The following is a 17103-nucleotide window of genomic DNA, read 5'->3' on the forward strand; positions in this document are numbered from 1 at the left end:
CACCCCGGGCTCCCCGGGCATCTCAGTTGCTCCGCCCCGCCGCGGGAGCGGCGCCGTCGACCGTGCAGTCACCCGAGCCGCCGAGCGCCACCAGCACCGTCACGACCTGCCCAGGCGCGCCCATCGTGCCCAGCTTGTGGCCGTTGCAGGACAGGTCCATCGCGCCCGCGTTGCCCATCTTGACCCGCAGCGCCTTGGCCGTGAGCGTCCTGGTGTCGCCCTTGGCCAGGATCTGGCGCAGCACGACGTGGTTGCTGTCGTCGCTGACCTCCAGCCAGCTCTGCGCGCTCACCGCCTCGAGCCGCAGGTTCACCTCGGTCGGCGGGGCCGTCGACGGTGGGGCGGCGCCAGGCGCCGCGCCCGGCGAGGCGGCCGCCGACGGGCTGGGCGCCCCGGTCACGGCCGTGGGCGTCGGCCCGTCATGCCGCGACGAGCCCGGAATCAGGAAGGCGACCAGGGCCAGCAGGCAGAGCACCGCGGCGGAGACGACCATGGCGGTGCCCCAGTGTCGGCCACCACGACGTCCCTCGCCGTGGCGAAGTGGGTCGAACGAACTGGCCGACGACGGCGACGACGGCGACGGGATCCGCTCGTGATCGGCGTCGTAGGCGGCGACCAGGGGCTCCGGGTCGATCCCGAGTGTGCGGGCGATGCCGCGGATGTGACCGCGGGCGTAGACGGAGCCACCGACGCCGGAGAAGTCGTCCTGCTCCATCTGGCGGATCAGCGTCGCCCTGATCCGAGTGCGGGCACTGACCTCGTCGATCGACATCCCGGTGGCCGATCGGGCTCTGGCCAGCCGGGCACCGATGGTCGCGCCGTCGTCGGCGGCCTCCGGGGAGGCGACGCCGGCCGCCTCGTCGCTCTGGACATCCTCGTCCTCGGATGCCGCGTCCTCGGATGCCGCCAGGACCGGTTCCTCCGGGCGGACCTCCTCGGCCGCGGACGTCCCAGCCGACCCGTCGGCGGACCTGCCTGCAGGCCGGCCGTGCCCGTTCGGCGGGGACCCCGGGCCCTGCCGATCAGGCGGGGACCCCGGGTTGGGCCGATCCAGCAGGGATCCGGCCAGCGATCCAGCGGGCACCTCAGGCCTCGTCGGCCTCACGGGAGCCTCGGGCTCCGCCGGCTCGGCGGGAACCGCGCCGGCCGGGGGCGCCACCTGGGCTACCCGGCCAGTGCTCTCGACGGGGTCGGCGCTGAGGTCCCGATGCTGGTCGCGCGGTCCGTCGAAAGCCACCACGGGCGAACCTCCGCACGCATCCGACGCTGGCCGGCGCGGGCCGCGGCGCCGATGACCCGACATCGGGGGCCGCGTTGGGGGCGACGGCCGGCCAATGACGATCAACGGGCAGCGGGGGTGCCGGGCCAACGGCAATGAATAGACGTTGCCTGAGTTTACGATTCCACGCCGCGTGTCGAAACCCGTCGCCGCCCCCGAAGGGACCAACTGACCAACGTCAGCCACTCCGCAAGGTAACGAGAAGTCCTTCCAGCTCATCTGGCATCACCAGGACATCACGGGCCTTCGAGCCTTCACTCGGGCCGACGATCCCCCGGCTCTCCATCAGGTCCATGAGCCGGCCGGCCTTGGCGAAACCCACGCGCAGCTTGCGCTGCAGCATCGACGTCGAGCCGAACTGGGTGCTCACCACGAGCTCGACGGCCTGCAGGAACAGCTGCATGTCGTCGCCGATGTCCTCGTCGATGTCCTTGCGCGGGCCGGCCTCCTCCTCGAACACGTCCTCCCGGAACGCCGGCGGGGCCTGCTCCTTGGTGTGGTCGACGATCGCGGCGATCTCGTCCTCGGAGACGTAGGCGCCCTGGATGCGGGCCGGCTTGCTCGCCCCCATCGGCAGGAACAGCGCGTCGCCCAGGCCGACGAGCTTCTCGGCGCCGGCCTGGTCAAGGATGGTGCGGCTGTCGGCCAGGGACGCGGTGGCGAACGCCAGCCGCGACGGGACGTTGGCCTTGATCAGGCCGGTGACGACGTCGACCGACGGGCGTTGGGTCGCGAGCACCAGATGGATGCCGACGGCGCGGGCCATCGCGGTGATCCGACAGATCGCGTCCTCCACGTCCCGTGGGGCGACCATCATCAGGTCCGCGAGCTCGTCGACGATTGTCAGGATGTACGGGTACGGCGTGTAGACGCGCTCCGAGCCCGGCGGCGCGACGATCTCGCCGTTGCGCACCTTCCGGTTGAAGTCGTCCACATGGCGCACACCGTTGGCCGCGAGATCCTCGTAGCGGTTTTCCATCTCCTTCACGACCCACTGCAGCGCGTCCGACGCCTTTTTTGGATTCGTGATGATGGGGGTAATGAGGTGCGGAATACCCTGATAGCTGGTCAGCTCGACCCGCTTCGGGTCGACGAGCACCATCCGCACCTGGTCCGGCGTCGCACGCGCCAGCACGCTCGTGATGAGGGTGTTGATGCACGTCGACTTGCCGGCCCCCGTCGCGCCCGCGATGAGGATGTGCGGCATCTTCGCCAGGTTCGCCAGGACGTAGCCGCCCTCGATGTCCTTGCCGAGCCCGACCAGCAGCGGGTGCGGGTTGCCGGTGGCGTCGGCGCTGCGCAGGACGTCGCCGAGGGAGACCAGCTCACGGTCGGTGTTCGGGATCTCGACGCCGACCGCGCTCTTACCCGGGATCGGGCTGATGATCCGCACATCCGGGCTCTTCACCGCGTAGGCGATGTTCTTCGCCAGCTGGGTGATCCGCTCGACCTTGACGGCCGAGCCCAGCTCGACCTCATAGCGGGTCACCGTCGGGCCGCGGGTGAACCCGGTAACCCGGGCATCCACCTTGAACTGGGAGAAAACATCCGTGAGCGACGCGATCACCAGGTCGGTCGCGGCCGAGCGCAGCTTCGGCGGGGTGCCGGACTTCAGCAACGTCGGCGACGGAAGCACATAGTCACCCTCGACGGGCACCGGCACGAGGTGCTCGATCTCGTCGTCCGCCCCCGCGACCGAAGCGGCTCCGGCCGCGGAGCCGGCCCCACCGGCCGGCTTGCGCTGCCGCGGCGGGCGCCGCGCGGGCGCGGCCGGCTCCTCCACGTCGCCGTCGGGGCCGAGGTCCAGGCCAAGGTCGAGGTCGAGGATGTCGCCGGTGGCCACACCGGCGCCGTGCCCGGCCGGCGGTGGGACCCTCCGGCCCGCCGGGCCAGCGAACTCGGTGTCGACGTCGTACACGTCGCCAGCACCAACTCCGGTGCCAGCGGCGGCGGCGCCGATGTGACGGCGGCCCCTGCCCCGGCCGCGGCCCCCGGCCGGCGTGCTGCCCGCGAGCAGCTCGTCGGCGAGTCCGACCCGGCCCGACTCGCCGGGCAGCTCGTCGGCGTCGTCGAACTCGTCGATGTCGTCGCCGGGACCGCCGGCGCGGCGCGGGCCGCGGGCCGACGCCCCTCGCTGGCCGTCGCGGTCCTCCCGGACGCCGGCGGCCAGCCGGTCGACCAGGCCGCGGGCCAGCACCGGAACCTGCCGCAGCGGCGTCCGCGTGATCACCAGCACGCCGAAGAGCGCCAGCAGGATCAGCAGTGGCGCGGCGACATACGGCGTGACCGCGGCCGCCAGGGGCGAGGAGGCGATGAAGCCAGCGGTACCGCCCGCGGCGCGCAGTTTCTTCAATCCGCCGTCGAAGTCGGGGATGCCGCGCACCACGTGGTAGAAGCCGAGCGCGCCGAATGTCGTCGCGACCCAGCCGATGACCACCCGGCCGCGGCTGTCCGGGTCGGCCGGGGCTCGAACCAGTCGCCAGGAGGCGACGAACCCGATCACCGGCAGCAGCAGCGCCCCGGCACCGAACAGCAGCCGCAGCAGGGAGCTCAGCGCGGCGCCGACCGGCCCGGCGGCGTGGAACCACAACGCGGCCATCGTGAGGATCGCGCCGCCGAGCGTCGCGAGCCCCACACCGTCGCGCCGGTGCTCTGGTTCGATCCGCAGCTCTCGGCTGCCGCGGCGAATGTGCCGCAGCGAGGTACCGAACACGGTCGCGCCGGTCATCCATAGCCGGCCGACACCCCGGAGCAGCCACACGGTGATGGCGAGCGAGAGGGGCGTACGGGGGTTGGACGCACCGCGTGCGCGTCCACCGCCGCCGGAACCGCCCGACGGACGACTCGCGCCCGAACCACGGCCACGGGCAGGCCGGCTACCAGCGCCGGCGGCCCGGGACGTGGCCGATCCTTCCCGGGGTCGCGCGCCCGCCCCGGTCGTGCGTGTGGCCACGCGAGCACGTTACAAGCCCGGCCCAACCACTCCCGGCATCCCCGACCTTCCGGGCGCGCCGTGGAGCGGTCACAGCGCCGCTCACGCCGGCACCACAGATACGTCATATGCCGACAGTTGTTGGTCGGCAGTCACGATCGGCACGTCGAGACACTGGGCCTGGGCCACGATCAACCGATCGAACGGATCACGGTGATGATCAGGCAGGTCAGCTACCCGCAAGGTGTGATCATGCTCGATGGCAAGCGCCACGGTTCCGGATAGCCGAAGAAGCTCCGGAATGAACCGGTTGGGCGGCTTTGGGAGGGGCAGCTTCCCCAACCGGTACTTGATCGCGATCTCCCAGCTGCTCACGGCGGACAGCAGCAGCTCGTTGCGGATGTCAGCAAGCAGTTYCCGAGTGGTGTCGCTGAGCCGGCCAGGCTCAGCGACCATCCACAGCCAGGTCTGCGTGTCCACGAGAAAGCGGTTCACCGGTAGAAGAGATCCTCGACGTCCGCGGGAAGCGGTGCGTCGAAGTCATCGGGCACCGTGAACTGGCCCTCGGCGATACCCAGCCTGCGGACCCGCGGGCCAGGAAATGGAACGATCTTGGCAACGGGCTGGCCGCTGCGCAGGATGTCCACCTCCTGGCCGCCGTCCACCGCGCGCAGCAGTTCGGACAGCCGCGTCTTCGCCTCGTGCACGCCGACCTGGATCGCAGGCTTGGCCACAGGCTCCGGGATCCCGGGCTTAGTCATGGACTTAGTCTACCCGGGTTCACATCAAAGATCACCCAGCTTGGGGCGGCGACACGGTCCGGCTCAGACCTCGACGACGACGGGGACGATCATGGGGCGGCGGCGGTAGGTGTCGCTGACCCAGCGGCCGACGATGCGGCGGACGAGCTGCTGGAGAGCGCTCGCGTCGGTCATGCCCGAGCGCATGCCGTCGGCCAGGCCGTCCGCGACCATCTTGCGCACCTTCTCGAAGGCGGCCCTGTCGTCGGAGAAGCCACGGGCGACGAGATCCGGCCCGGCGATGACCTTGCCGGCGGCGGCGTCCACCACCGCGGTGATCGTGATGAAACCCTCCTCGCCGAGGATGCGCCGGTCCTTCAGGCTCGACTCGCCGACATCGCCGACGGCGCCGCCGTCGACGTAGACGTAGCCGCACGGCACGGCACCGGTGATCGACGCCTGGCCCTCGACGAGGTCGACGACCATGCCGTCCTCGGCAAGCACGATCCGCTCGGCGGGCAGGCCGGTCAGCTCGGCGAGCGCGGCGTGCGCTCGCAGATGCCGCCACTCGCCGTGGATCGGCATCATGTTCGACGGCCGGGTGGCGTTCAGGACGTAGAGCAGCTCGCCGGCGGCCGCGTGGCCGGAGGTGTGCACCTTGGCGACGCCCTTGTGGACGACCTTGGCGCCCCAGCGGGTCAGGCCGTTGATGACCCGGTAGACCGACTCCTCGTTGCCGGGGATGAGGCTGGAGGCGAGGACGACCGTGTCGCCGGCCTCGATCCGGATCGCATGGTCGCGGTTGGCCATCCGCGACAGCGCCGACAGCGGTTCGCCCTGCGAGCCGGTGCAGACCAGGCAGATGTTGCGGTCAGGCAGCGACTCGATGTCGCGGGCGTCGATGACCAGGCCGGGCGRCACCCGCAGCAGGCCCAGATCACGCGCGACGCCCATGTTGCGGATCATCGAGCGGCCGATGAAGCAGACCGAACGGCCGTGCGCCTCGGCGGCGTCGAGGACCTGTTGCACCCGGTGCACGTGGCTGGCGAAACTCGCGATGATGATCCGCTTGCCGGCCTCCCGGAACACCCCGTCGAGCACGGGGGCGATCTCCCGCTCCGACGTGACGAAGCCGGGTACCTCCGCGTTCGTCGAGTCGGACATCAGCAGGTCGATGCCCTCCAGGCCGAGGCGGGCGAACCCGCCGAGGTCGGTGAGCCGGCCGTCGAGCGGCAGCTGGTCCATCTTGAAGTCGCCGGTGTGCAGCACCAGCCCGGCGGCGGTGCGGATCGCGACCGCGACGGCGTCCGGGATCGAGTGGTTGACGGCGAGGAACTCGCACTCGAACGGGCCGAAGCCGTGCTTCTGCTCCTCGGTGATCTGCATGGTCACCGGCTTGATCCGGTGCTCCTGGAGCTTGGCGACCATGAGTGCCAGCGTCAGCCGGGTGCCGACCAGCGGAATGTCGGCTCGCTCGCGCAGCAGGTAGGGAACCGCGCCGATGTGATCCTCATGGGCGTGCGTGAGGATGATCGCCTCGATGTCGTCGAGACGGTCCCGGATCGCGGTGAAGTCCGGCAGGATCAGGTCGACGCCGGGCTGGTCGGTCTCCGGGAACAGCACGCCGCAGTCGACGATCAACAGCCGGCCGTCGTGCTCGAAGACAGTCATGTTCCGGCCGATTTCGCCGAGACCACCGAGCGGGATGATCCGTAGGCCCTCGACCGGCAGCGGCGGCGGGGCCCCGAGCCCCGGGTGCGGACGGCTCATGAGGCGTTCGCCCCCACAGGCGCGGCGGCGAACGCCGGCGCCGCGGGCGGCTCCAGCACCGCCGCGGCCAGGTCCAGGCGGAGCTGGTCGATCTCCGCGGCGGTGGCGTCGACCAGCGGCGGGCGAACCGGCCCAGCAGGCAGGCCTCGCAAGGTTAGAGCGGCCTTCGTTGTAATCACTCCCTGAGTTCGGAAGATGCCCTTGAAGATGGGCAGCAGGCCGTGGTGTATGCGTCGCGCGCTTATCAGATCGCCGGCATCGAAGGCCGCGATCATTGCTCTTAGGGCGGGTGTCCCGACGTGCGCGACCACGCTGACGAGGCCGACGGCACCGACCGAGAGCAGCGGCAGGGTGAGCGCGTCGTCGCCGGAGTAGTACGCCAGCGTCGAGTTCGCGATGACCCGCGAGGAGCTCTCCAGGTCGCCCTTCGCGTCCTTCACCGCAACGATGTTCGGGTGCTCGGCGAGCGCGAGCAGCGTCTCGCTGGCGACTGGCACGCCGGTCCGCCCCGGAATGTCGTAGATCATGACGGGCAGGCCGGTGGCGTCCGCGACCGTCCGGAAGTGCCGGGCGAGACCGGCCTGCGGCGGCTTGCTGTAGTAGGGCGTCACGACCAGCAGGCCATCCGCGCCAGCCCGCTCGGCGGCCCTGGCCAGCTCGGCGGTGTGCCGGGTGTCGTTGGTACCGACCCCCGCGATCACGGTGGCGCGGTCACCGACGGCCCCACGGACCACCCGGAGCAGCTGGTCCTTCTCCGCGTCCGAGGTGGTCGGCGACTCGCCAGTGGTGCCACTGATCACCAGACCGTCGTTGCCGGCGTCCACGAGGTGGGAGGCCAGCGCCGCGGCACCGTCGAGATCGAGAGCGCCGTCCGGGAGGAAGGGCGTCACCATCGCGGTGATCAGGCGCCCGAACGGCGCGGGGGGCAACACTGACATACCGGCCACGCTAGCTGGCACCTCCGACTTCCCTGCTTCCCCACCGATCCGCCATGAGGTGGTCGGCGCTGATCAGTACATCCGGCCCGGCCAGGCTCGGCAGGCGGATCCGCGGGGACCCCTCGCGTCCATCAACGCCAAAGCCAGCCGCCGCTCCGGCGCCGCGCCCGCGCACCGCCAGCGTCATTCTCCCGCCCAGAGCGCCGTCGCGCCCACGAGCCCGCCACCCGGGCGGCCGGCGCGCCCGAGTCAGCGCTGCTCGGAGGCACGCGACGCCCGGGGACCCAGGCGGCCGAAGACCAGCATGTTCCGGTCGAGGCGCTGCCACAGCTCGCGACGACCCAGGCGGGCCAGCGACCGACCGCCCACCACCGGGGACCTGCGTACCGAGACGCCAAGCCCGAAGTTCTTCGGCATGATCAACCGCCCGTTGCTTCTCGACTGTGCTGTCTCGACGGCCGCCGCGCGGTCCCAACGGCTGCGCTGTAACAGCAACCGCCGCGCCACACCGACAACCACGATCCGCCTACACCAAGATGCGCCGACGGTCACCGTGCCCGCGACATCGGCCATGGGTCTGCGATCAGGGTATCGGACGCCGCCACCGTGCGCGGCCCGTCGGCTCGCCCGGTAGGGCCGGCCCGGTCCGCGCGGCGCCGGAGCCGCTGGACCGTCCTGAGCGGAATCGGCGGGAAAGCGCCTAATGTGCGACCGTGTCCATCACTCTGACGGCCCTGTACCTGACGGAGCGCTGATGGTCGGCGTGGGCTCGCCCCCGGGAGGCGGTGCCGGGTCACGGGGCGCCGACGCGCTACGCCGCTGGCGGCGTCGGGACGACGCGGACGCGGCGCCGATCCTCGACCTGACCGACGTCCATGAGGTCACGACGGCGCTGCTCGTACCGCCGCCGGAGCTGCGCGGGGTGCGCCGCCGGGTCGTCGACCAGTTCACCCTGTTGTCCGCGAACCGGGCCAAGCTCGCACGCTCGATCAACTGGGGGCCGTTGGACGGCCTGCTGAACTCCGTCGTGCCACCGACCCGGCGACTCGACACCCGCGGCCGGCTGCCCGCCGAGGTCTCACTGCTGCTGCCGGTCTCGACGCTGCCCAAGCGGGCCCTGGTCGCGTTCAACCTCGCCGGCCCAGGTGGATCCGACGCCCATCTGGTGCCGTACACCACCTCGGTCGCGATCCAGGGATATGTCGTCGCCCTGCTGGCGGAGGAGATCGGTCACCTGCCGCCACCGGACGCCCGGCGCATGGTCGACGCGATCAGCCGGTTCCGGCCCGGCCGGCTCGCGGGCAACCGGCCACGCCTGATGCCGCAGCGCCGCCCCCTGGACGCGCTGACGGCCCGGCCGCTGTCGCTGCGCGCCCTTGGGGAGTATCTGGCCAGGGAGGCCGACCTGGCGGTGCCCGAGGCGACGCTGCACCGCTGGACCGGACTCGTCGAAGGGGCGCAGGGAGTGCTGCTCGCGGCGCTGGACGAGCCGTTCGACCCACTGTCCAGCGCCGACACGCTGCTGCTCGCGGCCGGCGAGCTGCGGCGCGACCCCGAGCTGCCCGACGACCCGACCGTCGAAGACGTCGAGCGGTATCTGACGGCGTTCGTCGACTGGGTCGACGAGCTGGCGGCCGCCGGCCCGCGGGCGGTGCCGGTGCTCTCGACGATCGCCGAGTACGGCCGGCGCTGGGAGGCGCTGGCGCAGGTCGCCGTCGACCCCTACCGCCCGTCACTGATCAAGATGACCGAGGAGCGGCGCGCGCTGCTGGTCCGCCACCCGCCCGCCCGGCAGTACACATCCCGGTGGCGATGGGTGACCGGGAGCCTGGCGATGACCAGTCCGATGGCCCTGGTCGACCTGGACCCAGGCGTGGGCAGCTACCACGTCAGCATCGGCACGGACGACAGCAGCATCGAGATCAGCCACCCGGTCGTCCTCGACCTCTACGACGACCCGGTCGAGCGGACCTACGTCGAGGACGTGCAGGACAACCGCGAGGTGTACGCGTACTACACGACCGACGTGCGCCGACCGAGCCGAGCGCGCCTGGCGGTCGGCCTGTCGGTATCGCCGGACGTCTCCCGGGTGACCGTCGCCATCAGCGTCCTCATGGCGCTGGCGGTGGGCCTCGCGGCGCTGCCGGTCGAGCTCGGCCCGGACGCGGTGGCGGTCATCGCCGTCCCGTCGTCGTTCGCCGCGACGATCCTGCTCACCCGCGAGCGCAGCAGTCTCGCCGCCTGGGTGCTCGGACCGCTCAAGGCCACCCTGCTCGCGTTGCTGGTGGCGCTCGCCGTTCTTTCCGGCCTGCGCGCCCTCGGCTGGCACCAGCCCGCCGACTCGGCGGGTACCGCGGTCACGCCCGGAGCCCCTGCCGGATCGGCGAACGGGGTCCCTGCCGGATCGGCGAAGTGGTCAGCGGCGACGCCCCTGACCGGTCGGCCTGACTGACCAAGCCGAAGAGGCGCCCGGGCGAGACGGTTGTGCTCTCGCCCGGGCGCCTCGGCCGGCGCGGCGCCGAACGCGTCGGCGCCGCGGGCCGGCTGACTACTGCTGGCCGCCCGGCCAGCCGCCCTGCGGCGGCTGCTGCTGCCAACCGCCCTGCGGCGGCTGGGGCTGCTGCTGCCAGCCGCCCTGCGGCTGCCCCTGCGGGGGCTGCTGCCAACCGCCCTGCGGGGGCTGCTGCTGCCACGTTCCCGGCGGGACCTGCTGCTGCCCCTGCGGCCACTGACCGGGCTGCGTGCCCTGCGGCCACCCCTGCGGCTGGCCGTACGGCGGCTGGGGGCCACCCGCCGGCGTGGTGTCGCCGCTGCGGAACCGAAGGAAGGCGAACACGGTGAGCGCGATGGCGGCGATCAGGCCGAGGTAGGTCCCCGCCCGCGCGCCGGCCTCGATCGACCCGCCGAACAGGGAGGCGTCCCCGTCGTCGGGCCGGTCGTAGGTCACCCAGCGGAGCAGGATCAGCACCACCGCGAGCCCACCGGCGCCGACGAACGCCAGCGCCGGCTGGACCGGGCCGAGCGTGGGCACCCGGAACCCGGCGAACACCTGCGCGGCGACGAGCCCGGCGACGGCCAGGCAGAGCAGGACGGAGAACCAGGCGGCGAACCCCATGTTCCAGGCGTTCGCGCTGGCGCTCGCGCTACCGAACTTCACGCCGTACCAAGGCAGGAAGCTGAAGATGAACATGAGGAGGCCAGCCCCCATGACCCCGATGTCGCCGGTCGCGAGGTCGCGACCTCCGATTCTTGGCATGACGCAACCCTTCTTCTCCGGACGCCTACGGCTCCGGAAGATCATGGCGTATCCGCTTCGGCTCGCTGGCCAGCCCCCGCGACCGAGTACGGCCGCAACAGCGATCCCCACCAGGATCTCTACCGATGAACAAGATGAACAGAAACGGCGCTGCCAGACGTTCGTCCGGGCAAGCTACACCCGAATGGGAGATTTGTCGTCTTCTAGTGCCTGCCGGTTGACGGGCCGTTACGCCGCAGACGTGCCCATCGGCGGCGCTTCACCCGTTCGGGCCGCCCCCGGCTGTCGCTCTTCCGACAAGATCCCGCGGACGCCGCGGGCGATTTCCAGGTCCTCACGAGCGGCGACCACGAAGGTGCGGACGGATGCCCCGGCGGCCGTGAGGTCGGTGTCCTCGCTGGCGGCCGGATCGTGCTCCGCGTTGCGGACCGGGTCGACGGCGACGCCGAGGAAGGCGAGGCCGTCGGCCGCGGCGGCACGGACCTGGGCCGAGCGCTCACCGACGCCGCCGGTGAACACGAGGGCGTCCAGGCCCCCGAGCGAGGCCGCCATCGCCGCGATCCCGGCGCGCAGCCGGCGCAGGTAGACCGCCAAGGCCAGCCCGGCGTCCTCCTCGCCGCGACCGGCCCGCTCGACGACGGCGCGCATGTCCGAGGTGCCGGCGAGCGCGGCCAGCCCGGAGGCGTGAAAGAGCGCCTCAGTGAGATCCCTGGCGCTCATCCCCACCGACGTCTGGAGCCACAGCAGCAGCCCCGGGTCGACGTCGCCGGACCGGGTGGCCATGACCAGCCCCTCCAGCGGCGTGAACCCCATGGTCGTGTCGACGCTCGCCCCGTCGCGGACGGCCGCGAGCGACGCGCCCGACCCGAGGTGGCAGGTGACGACGCGACGGGCGCCCGCGGCGCCGGCGACGCTCCCGGCGGTCACGGCGCCCGCGGGGGTCACGACGGCCACGAGCTCGGCCGCGCGGCGGGACGCGTAGGCGTGCGAAAGCCCGTGAAAGCCGTAGCGGCGGATGCCGTACCGCTCCCGCCAGACCGCCGGCACCGCGTAGGTGGCGGCGGCCGGCGGCAGGGTGGCGTGGAACGCGGTGTCGAAGCACGCGACCTGGACGGCGTCCGGCAGCACCTCGCGCACCGCGTCGAGCGCGGCCAGTGCCGCCGGCTGATGCAGCGGCGCGAGCGCCGTCAGCTCGGCCAGGCGCGCGGCCACCGCGTCGTCGACGCGGACCGGCGCGACGAACGCGGTGCCGCCGTGCACGATCCGGTGGCCGACGGCGACCGGGCCCATGGCCGCCTCGGCCCGCTCGGCTCGTTCGGCTCGCTCGGCGCTCCGCCGGGCGAGCAGCTCGCCGACCGCCGCGCGCAACTCCGCCAGGTCGACGCGGCCGGCGGGAGCGGCCAGCTCGCGCGCGCCGAGCAGCGTCTCGTCCGGCGCGACGAGCGCGAGCTTGAGCGTCGCCGAGCCCGCATTGACCACCAGCACGTCCACGGCGCCGCCCGTCTCGGTCAGTAGGGCCAGATCAGCACGGCCAGATCAGTACGGCCAGACCCAGTCGCGGATCTCGGGCGGGTCCTCGCCGTGCTGGCGGGTGTAGGCGCGGACCCGCAGCCGCTCGTCGACCATCGCCTGGCGGACGTGCGCGGCCCGCGCGCCCAGCGACGGCACCCGGTCGATCACGTCGGCGACCAGGTGGAAGCGGTCGAGGCCGTTCATCATCACCATGTCGAACGGCGTCGTGGTGGTTCCCTCCTCGATGTAGCCGCGGACATGGATGTTGTGGTGGTTGGTCCGCCGGTAGGTCAGCCGGTGGATCAGCCACGGGTACCCGTGGTAGGCGAAGATGACCGGCCGGTCGGGAGTGAAGAGCGCGTCGAACCGGGCGTCGGAGATGCCGTGCGGATGCTCGCTCTCGCTCTGCAGGGCCATCAGGTCGACGACGTTCACCACCCGGACCCGCAGCCAGGGGATGTGGCGGCGCAGCAGGTCCACGGCGGCCAGCGTCTCGAGCGTCGGCACGTCGCCGGCGCACGCCATCACCACATCCGGAAGCCCGTCACCGGCGCCGGGGCCGCCATCGGCGCTGTCCTGGTCGTTGCTGGCGAAGTCCCAGATGCCCAGGCCGCGGGTGCAGTGGGCGATCGCCTGCTCCATGGTCAGGTAGTTCAGCGCCGGCTGCTTGCCGGCGACGATCACGTTGATGTAGTCCCTGCTGCGCAGGCAGTGGTCGGCGACCGACAGCAGCGTGTTCGTGTCCGGCGGCAGGTAGACCCTGACGACCTCCGCCTTCTTGTTCACGACGTGGTCGATGAAGCCGGGGTCCTGGTGGGAGAAGCCGTTGTGGTCCTGGCGCCAGACATGGCTGGTGAGCAGGTAGTTGAGCGACGCGATCGGGCGGCGCCACGGGATCTCGCGGGTCGTCTTCAGCCACTTCGCGTGCTGGTTGACCATCGAGTCGACGATGTGGATGAACGCCTCGTAGCAGGAGAAGAGGCCGTGCCGGCCGGTGAGCAGGTAGCCCTCCAGCCAGCCCTGGCACAGGTGCTCGGAGAGCACCTCCATCACCCGGCCGGCCCGGGCGAGGTGCTCGTCGGTCGGCAGGATCTCGCCCTCCCAGACCCGGTCGGTGACGTCGAAGACGGCGCCGAGCCGGTTCGAGGCGGTCTCGTCGGGGCCCATCAGGCGAAACGTGCTCGGGTTGTCCCGGATGAGGTCGCGCAGCAGCTGGCCGAGCACGGTCGTCGCCGAGGTCGACGACGTGCCGGGCGCCGGCACGTCGACGGCGTACTCGCGGAAGTCGGGCAGGGCGAGGTCGCGCAGCAGCTCGCCGCCGTTGGCGTGTGGGCTGGCGCTCATCCGCCGCCGCCCCGCCGGCGCGAGCGCCGCCAGCTCAGGGCGCGGCCGGCCGGTGGCGTCGAACAGCTCCTCGGGCCGGTAGCCGCGCATCCAGTCGGCGAGCTCGTCGATCCGGTCCGGGTGGTCCCGCACGTCGGTGATGGGCACCTGGTGCGCGCGCCAGGTGCCCTCGACGGGCAGGCCGCCGACCGTACGCGGCCCGGTCCAGCCCTTCGGGGTACGAAGCACCACCATCGGCCAGGCTGGCCGGACCACGTCCCTGCCCGCGGCCAGCGCCGCCCTGGCCTCCTCCTGGATCCTGGCGATCTCGTCGAACGCCTCGTCCAGGACGGCGGCGAGCCGGCGGTGCGCCTCGGCCGGGTCATCGTCGGCGCCGGCGGTGACGTGCAGCGGCGCGTAGCCGTAGCCGCGCATCAACGCGTCCAGCTCGGCCTCGGGGATGCGGGCGAGCACGGTCGCCTGCGCGATCTTGTAGCCGTTGAGGTGCAGGATCGGCAGGACCGCGCCGTCGCGGGCCGGGTCGAGGAACTTGTTCGAGTGCCAGCTGGCCGCGAGCGGGCCGGTCTCGGCCTCGCCGTCCCCGACGACGCAGGCGACCACCAGGTCGGGGTTGTCGAAGGCGGCGCCATAGGCGTGCGCCAGGGCGTAGCCCAGCTCGCCGCCCTCGTGGATCGAACCGGGCGTCTCCGGGGCGACGTGGCTGGGAATTCCGCCCGGGAACGAGAACTGCCGGAACAGCCGGCGCAGCCCGGCCTCGTCCTGGCTGATCGTCGGGTAGACCTCGGAGTAGGTGCCCTCGAGGTACGCGTTCGCGACGATGCCGGGGCCGCCGTGCCCAGGACCGATGACGTACATCATGTCCAGGTCGCGCTCTTTGATCACCCGGTTGAGGTGCGCGTAGACCAGGTTGAGGCCCGGGGTGGTGCCCCAGTGGCCGAGCAGGCGCGGCTTGATGTGCTCCCGCTGGAGCGGCTCCCGCAGCAGCGGGTTGTCCAGCAGGTAGATCTGCCCGACGGACAGGTAGTTCGCCGCCCGCCAGTAAGCGTCGAGCAGCGCCACCTCCTCATCCGTGAGCGGCGCCGACCCGCCGACGCTCGGGCGCGTCGGCGGGTCGGCGATGGGCTCGGCTGGCCGGGAGGTGGCGAGGTCCGCGGCACCGGTCATCGGCTGGCTCTTTCCTGTCGAGGCCGGTTATCGGGCTGGCTGGGACGGGTGACGCCCGTCAGGACGCGCGCCGTCCCAGCCAGCCCGGCTGGCTCGGCGGGCGCACAGGTTCATTCGACCACTCCCCCGTGGCGCCGAGGACATGTCCACCTACCTCAGCCGTCATGACCTCAGTCTCTAGGAGTGTGACCCGGCAGGCCTGTAGTGCCACCGGTCGGAGTCCCGTGCGTGCCTCGCGAGGACGGTGTCGCGGACCCCTGGGAGCCACGGACCCCAGAGAGCCACGGGCTTCTAGGGAGCGGAGTCGACCACCTCGGTCGTCACCGCCGTGTAGGCGAGAGTGGCGCCCTTGGGCAGGCGGATCTTCGCGTCGTCAACCAGGACAACCTCCCGCTCGCCGATGTACTCACCCGTCGCCGGATCAAAGATGATCTCCTGGCGGACCTCGGGATCCTCATCGCGACCGACCGCGACGCCGTCCTTGCCGGCCAGGTTCGCGGCATGATCCGTGACCGCGACGCCGGGGATGCCACTCGCCGCGCGGAACAGGGCGGCACGAAGGTCCGCCGGCACGAATCCGCCTCGCAGCAGGTCCGCGATGAAGACCAACGCCTCGCCGTCCTTCGACTTACCCTGGCCCGCCGAGTCGTGGTAGATCCGGCCGAGAAGCTGGTCCGGGTCACGAGGCAGGCCGGCGATGAACTCCGGCGTCGGGGTCTGCCAGCTGGGGGTGACGGGCCCGTGGAACGCGCCGCCGGCCGCGCGGACCAGCTCGGTCGGGGGCTGGGGGAGCGGCGTCGCCCGCGGCACGCCGTTCTTGTCCAGCCGCCACTCCATCCCGCCGGGAACGGTCCTGCGCAGGACCCACGGCTTCGCCGGGTCGCCCGGGATCCAGGTCTCGTTGACTTCGTCGCCCTGCCAGCTGAGCTGCTTGCCGGGCCCTTCGTCCACGAAGAAGACGTCCCTGCCCCGGTTCGTGATCTTCCGATACTGGGACGGGCCGACCGGCGGGTCGGGCGTCGCCGCCGAGCTGGCCGCTGCCTGCTCCAGCAGCGAGGCGGCCTCGGCCGTGGCCCCGGCCGTGCCGTCCACGGTCAGCGTGTCGACGGCGAACAGGCCGCCTGCAACGATCACCGCCGCGGCCGCGACCGCGACGGCCCGGCGTGCCGTGACCCGAGGGCGGCGGCGGGCCTTCCCGGCGTTCCGCGCGGGGCGGCCCTCCTGGTGAGAGCTGGGGGCCGGGGCGGTCCCGTCGCCAGCCAACGCCGCGCGGTCCAGGAGGCGCCGGCGGGCGTCGGCGAGCCGGTCAGGGCCGGGCTCCCCCACGTCGTCCCACAGCAGCGCCAGTGATGCCAGCTCGGCGCGGGCAGCCACCTCGTCCGAGGCCGGCTCGTTCCGTGGGCGCGCGAGGCGCCTCCCGCCCTCGTCTGTCCGCTCGTGCCCCTCGCGGCCGGTCATCCGGCCATCCGCGGGCAGCCAGTCATGCATGGTGGCCCTCCTCGATCGGGCGCGGGTCGCCGGCGCCAAGGGTGGCGCGCAGGCGACGCCGCGCGCGGTTCAGGCGTGAGCGCACCGTGCCGACCGGGACGCCGACGGCCTCGGCGATCTCCGCATAGGAGAACGCGGCCCAGGCGAACAACAGCAGCACGTCCCGGTCCTCGGCGGACAGCTCGGCCATGGCCGCCGCGACGGCTCTCTTCGACGCCTGAGCGTCCACCCGTTCCAGGGCACGCTCGATCCCGTCTTCGGCCAAGGTGTCCGCGCCGGCGCGGCCATAGGCTCGCAGCCTGCGCTCCTCGTCCCGGCGGTGCCGGCCGAGGAGGTTGGAGGCAATGCCGTACAGCCAGGGCCGGGCATCGGCCCTGGTGACGTCGTAGCTCCCCCGGCGCTCGAAGGCGACCAGGAAGGTCGACGCCACCAGGTCATCCGCGATCTGCTGGCCCGCCCTGCGGGCGAGGTAGCGGTGGATCGCCGGGGCGTGCCGGTCGAACAGCTCGGCGAAGTCCGCCGGCACGTCGACCGAACGCGCGACGACCTGCGCGTCGGTCGCCGTCCGCTCCCGCTCGGCGCCGGCCGGCCGTTCCGGACCGGCCACCGCCTCGCGGGCTCCCGCCGCTCGGCCGGGCCGGGCGGGCCAGCCGCCCACGACGGCCGCGACATCTGCTCTG

At 72.4% G+C, this 17103-nt stretch carries 13 protein-coding genes; 1 reads left to right on the forward strand and 12 read right to left on the reverse strand.

From position 1 onward, the window contains the following. Positions 1-22: 22 nt before the first annotated feature. The 7 genes from BCD49_RS44985 to BCD49_RS11630 form a co-directional block, all read right to left on the reverse strand. Positions 23-1240, reverse strand: a complete 1218-nt coding sequence (locus tag BCD49_RS44985; protein ID WP_007513414.1) for a helix-turn-helix domain-containing protein — start codon at positions 1238-1240, stop codon at positions 23-25. A 217-nt stretch (positions 1241-1457) separates the two neighbouring features. Then, positions 1458-4007, reverse strand: coding sequence for a DNA translocase FtsK (locus tag BCD49_RS11605; RefSeq protein ID WP_007513415.1), 2550 nt, complete (start codon positions 4005-4007; stop codon positions 1458-1460). 306 nt (positions 4008-4313) lie between these two features. Next, positions 4314-4706: a type II toxin-antitoxin system VapC family toxin gene (locus tag BCD49_RS11610; protein ID WP_083401389.1), complete on the reverse strand. Its 393-nt coding sequence runs from the start codon at positions 4704-4706 to the stop codon at positions 4314-4316. Next, complete coding sequence (locus BCD49_RS11615; protein ID WP_027141225.1) at positions 4703-4945, reverse strand: type II toxin-antitoxin system Phd/YefM family antitoxin; 243 nt, start codon at positions 4943-4945, stop codon at positions 4703-4705. The genes BCD49_RS11610 and BCD49_RS11615 overlap by 4 nt, the downstream gene beginning before the upstream one ends. 90 nt (positions 4946-5035) lie before the next feature. Continuing rightward, the gene (locus tag BCD49_RS11620; RefSeq protein WP_071041473.1) at positions 5036-6721 is read right to left on the reverse strand and encodes a ribonuclease J; all 1686 of its coding nucleotides are present in this window, start codon (positions 6719-6721) and stop codon (positions 5036-5038) included. Next, on the reverse strand, positions 6718-7659 hold the full coding sequence (gene dapA / locus BCD49_RS11625) for a 4-hydroxy-tetrahydrodipicolinate synthase (protein ID WP_035931075.1): 942 nt from the start codon (positions 7657-7659) through the stop codon (positions 6718-6720). Before dapA ends, BCD49_RS11620 begins: the two co-directional genes overlap by 4 nt. Positions 7660-7908: 249 nt before the next feature. Continuing rightward, positions 7909-8232: a hypothetical protein gene (locus BCD49_RS11630; protein ID WP_035931077.1), complete on the reverse strand. Its 324-nt coding sequence runs from the start codon at positions 8230-8232 to the stop codon at positions 7909-7911. A gap of 181 nt (positions 8233-8413) precedes the next feature. Between BCD49_RS11630 and BCD49_RS11635 the strand changes: the two genes are divergently transcribed. Continuing rightward, positions 8414-10111, forward strand: a complete 1698-nt coding sequence (locus tag BCD49_RS11635; RefSeq protein WP_007513421.1) for a hypothetical protein — start codon at positions 8414-8416, stop codon at positions 10109-10111. Between the two features lie 96 nt (positions 10112-10207). On the opposite strand, the gene BCD49_RS11640 is transcribed toward BCD49_RS11635, so the two are convergent. The 5 genes from BCD49_RS11640 to BCD49_RS11660 form a co-directional block, all read right to left on the reverse strand. Beyond that, the gene (locus BCD49_RS11640; RefSeq protein WP_007513422.1) at positions 10208-10915 is read right to left on the reverse strand and encodes a hypothetical protein; all 708 of its coding nucleotides are present in this window, start codon (positions 10913-10915) and stop codon (positions 10208-10210) included. 228 nt (positions 10916-11143) lie between these two features. Beyond that, entirely contained in the window at positions 11144-12406 is a 1263-nt protein-coding gene (locus BCD49_RS11645; protein WP_007513424.1) for an acetate/propionate family kinase, read from the reverse strand. A gap of 45 nt (positions 12407-12451) precedes the next feature. Continuing rightward, the gene (locus tag BCD49_RS11650; protein WP_007513426.1) at positions 12452-14935 is read right to left on the reverse strand and encodes a phosphoketolase family protein; all 2484 of its coding nucleotides are present in this window, start codon (positions 14933-14935) and stop codon (positions 12452-12454) included. Positions 14936-15226: 291 nt separating this feature from the next. Further along, positions 15227-16423 (reverse strand): CU044_5270 family protein, encoded by a 1197-nt coding sequence (locus BCD49_RS11655; protein ID WP_007513428.1) that lies wholly within the window; start codon positions 16421-16423, stop codon positions 15227-15229. Then, entirely contained in the window at positions 16416-17030 is a 615-nt protein-coding gene (locus BCD49_RS11660) for an RNA polymerase sigma factor (RefSeq protein ID WP_007513430.1), read from the reverse strand. The genes BCD49_RS11655 and BCD49_RS11660 overlap by 8 nt, the downstream gene beginning before the upstream one ends. Positions 17031-17103 lie beyond the last annotated feature (73 nt).

Source organism: Pseudofrankia sp. EUN1h, assembly GCF_001854645.1.
In the GTDB taxonomy this organism is placed as follows: Bacteria; Actinomycetota; Actinomycetes; order Frankiales; family Frankiaceae; genus Pseudofrankia; species Pseudofrankia saprophytica.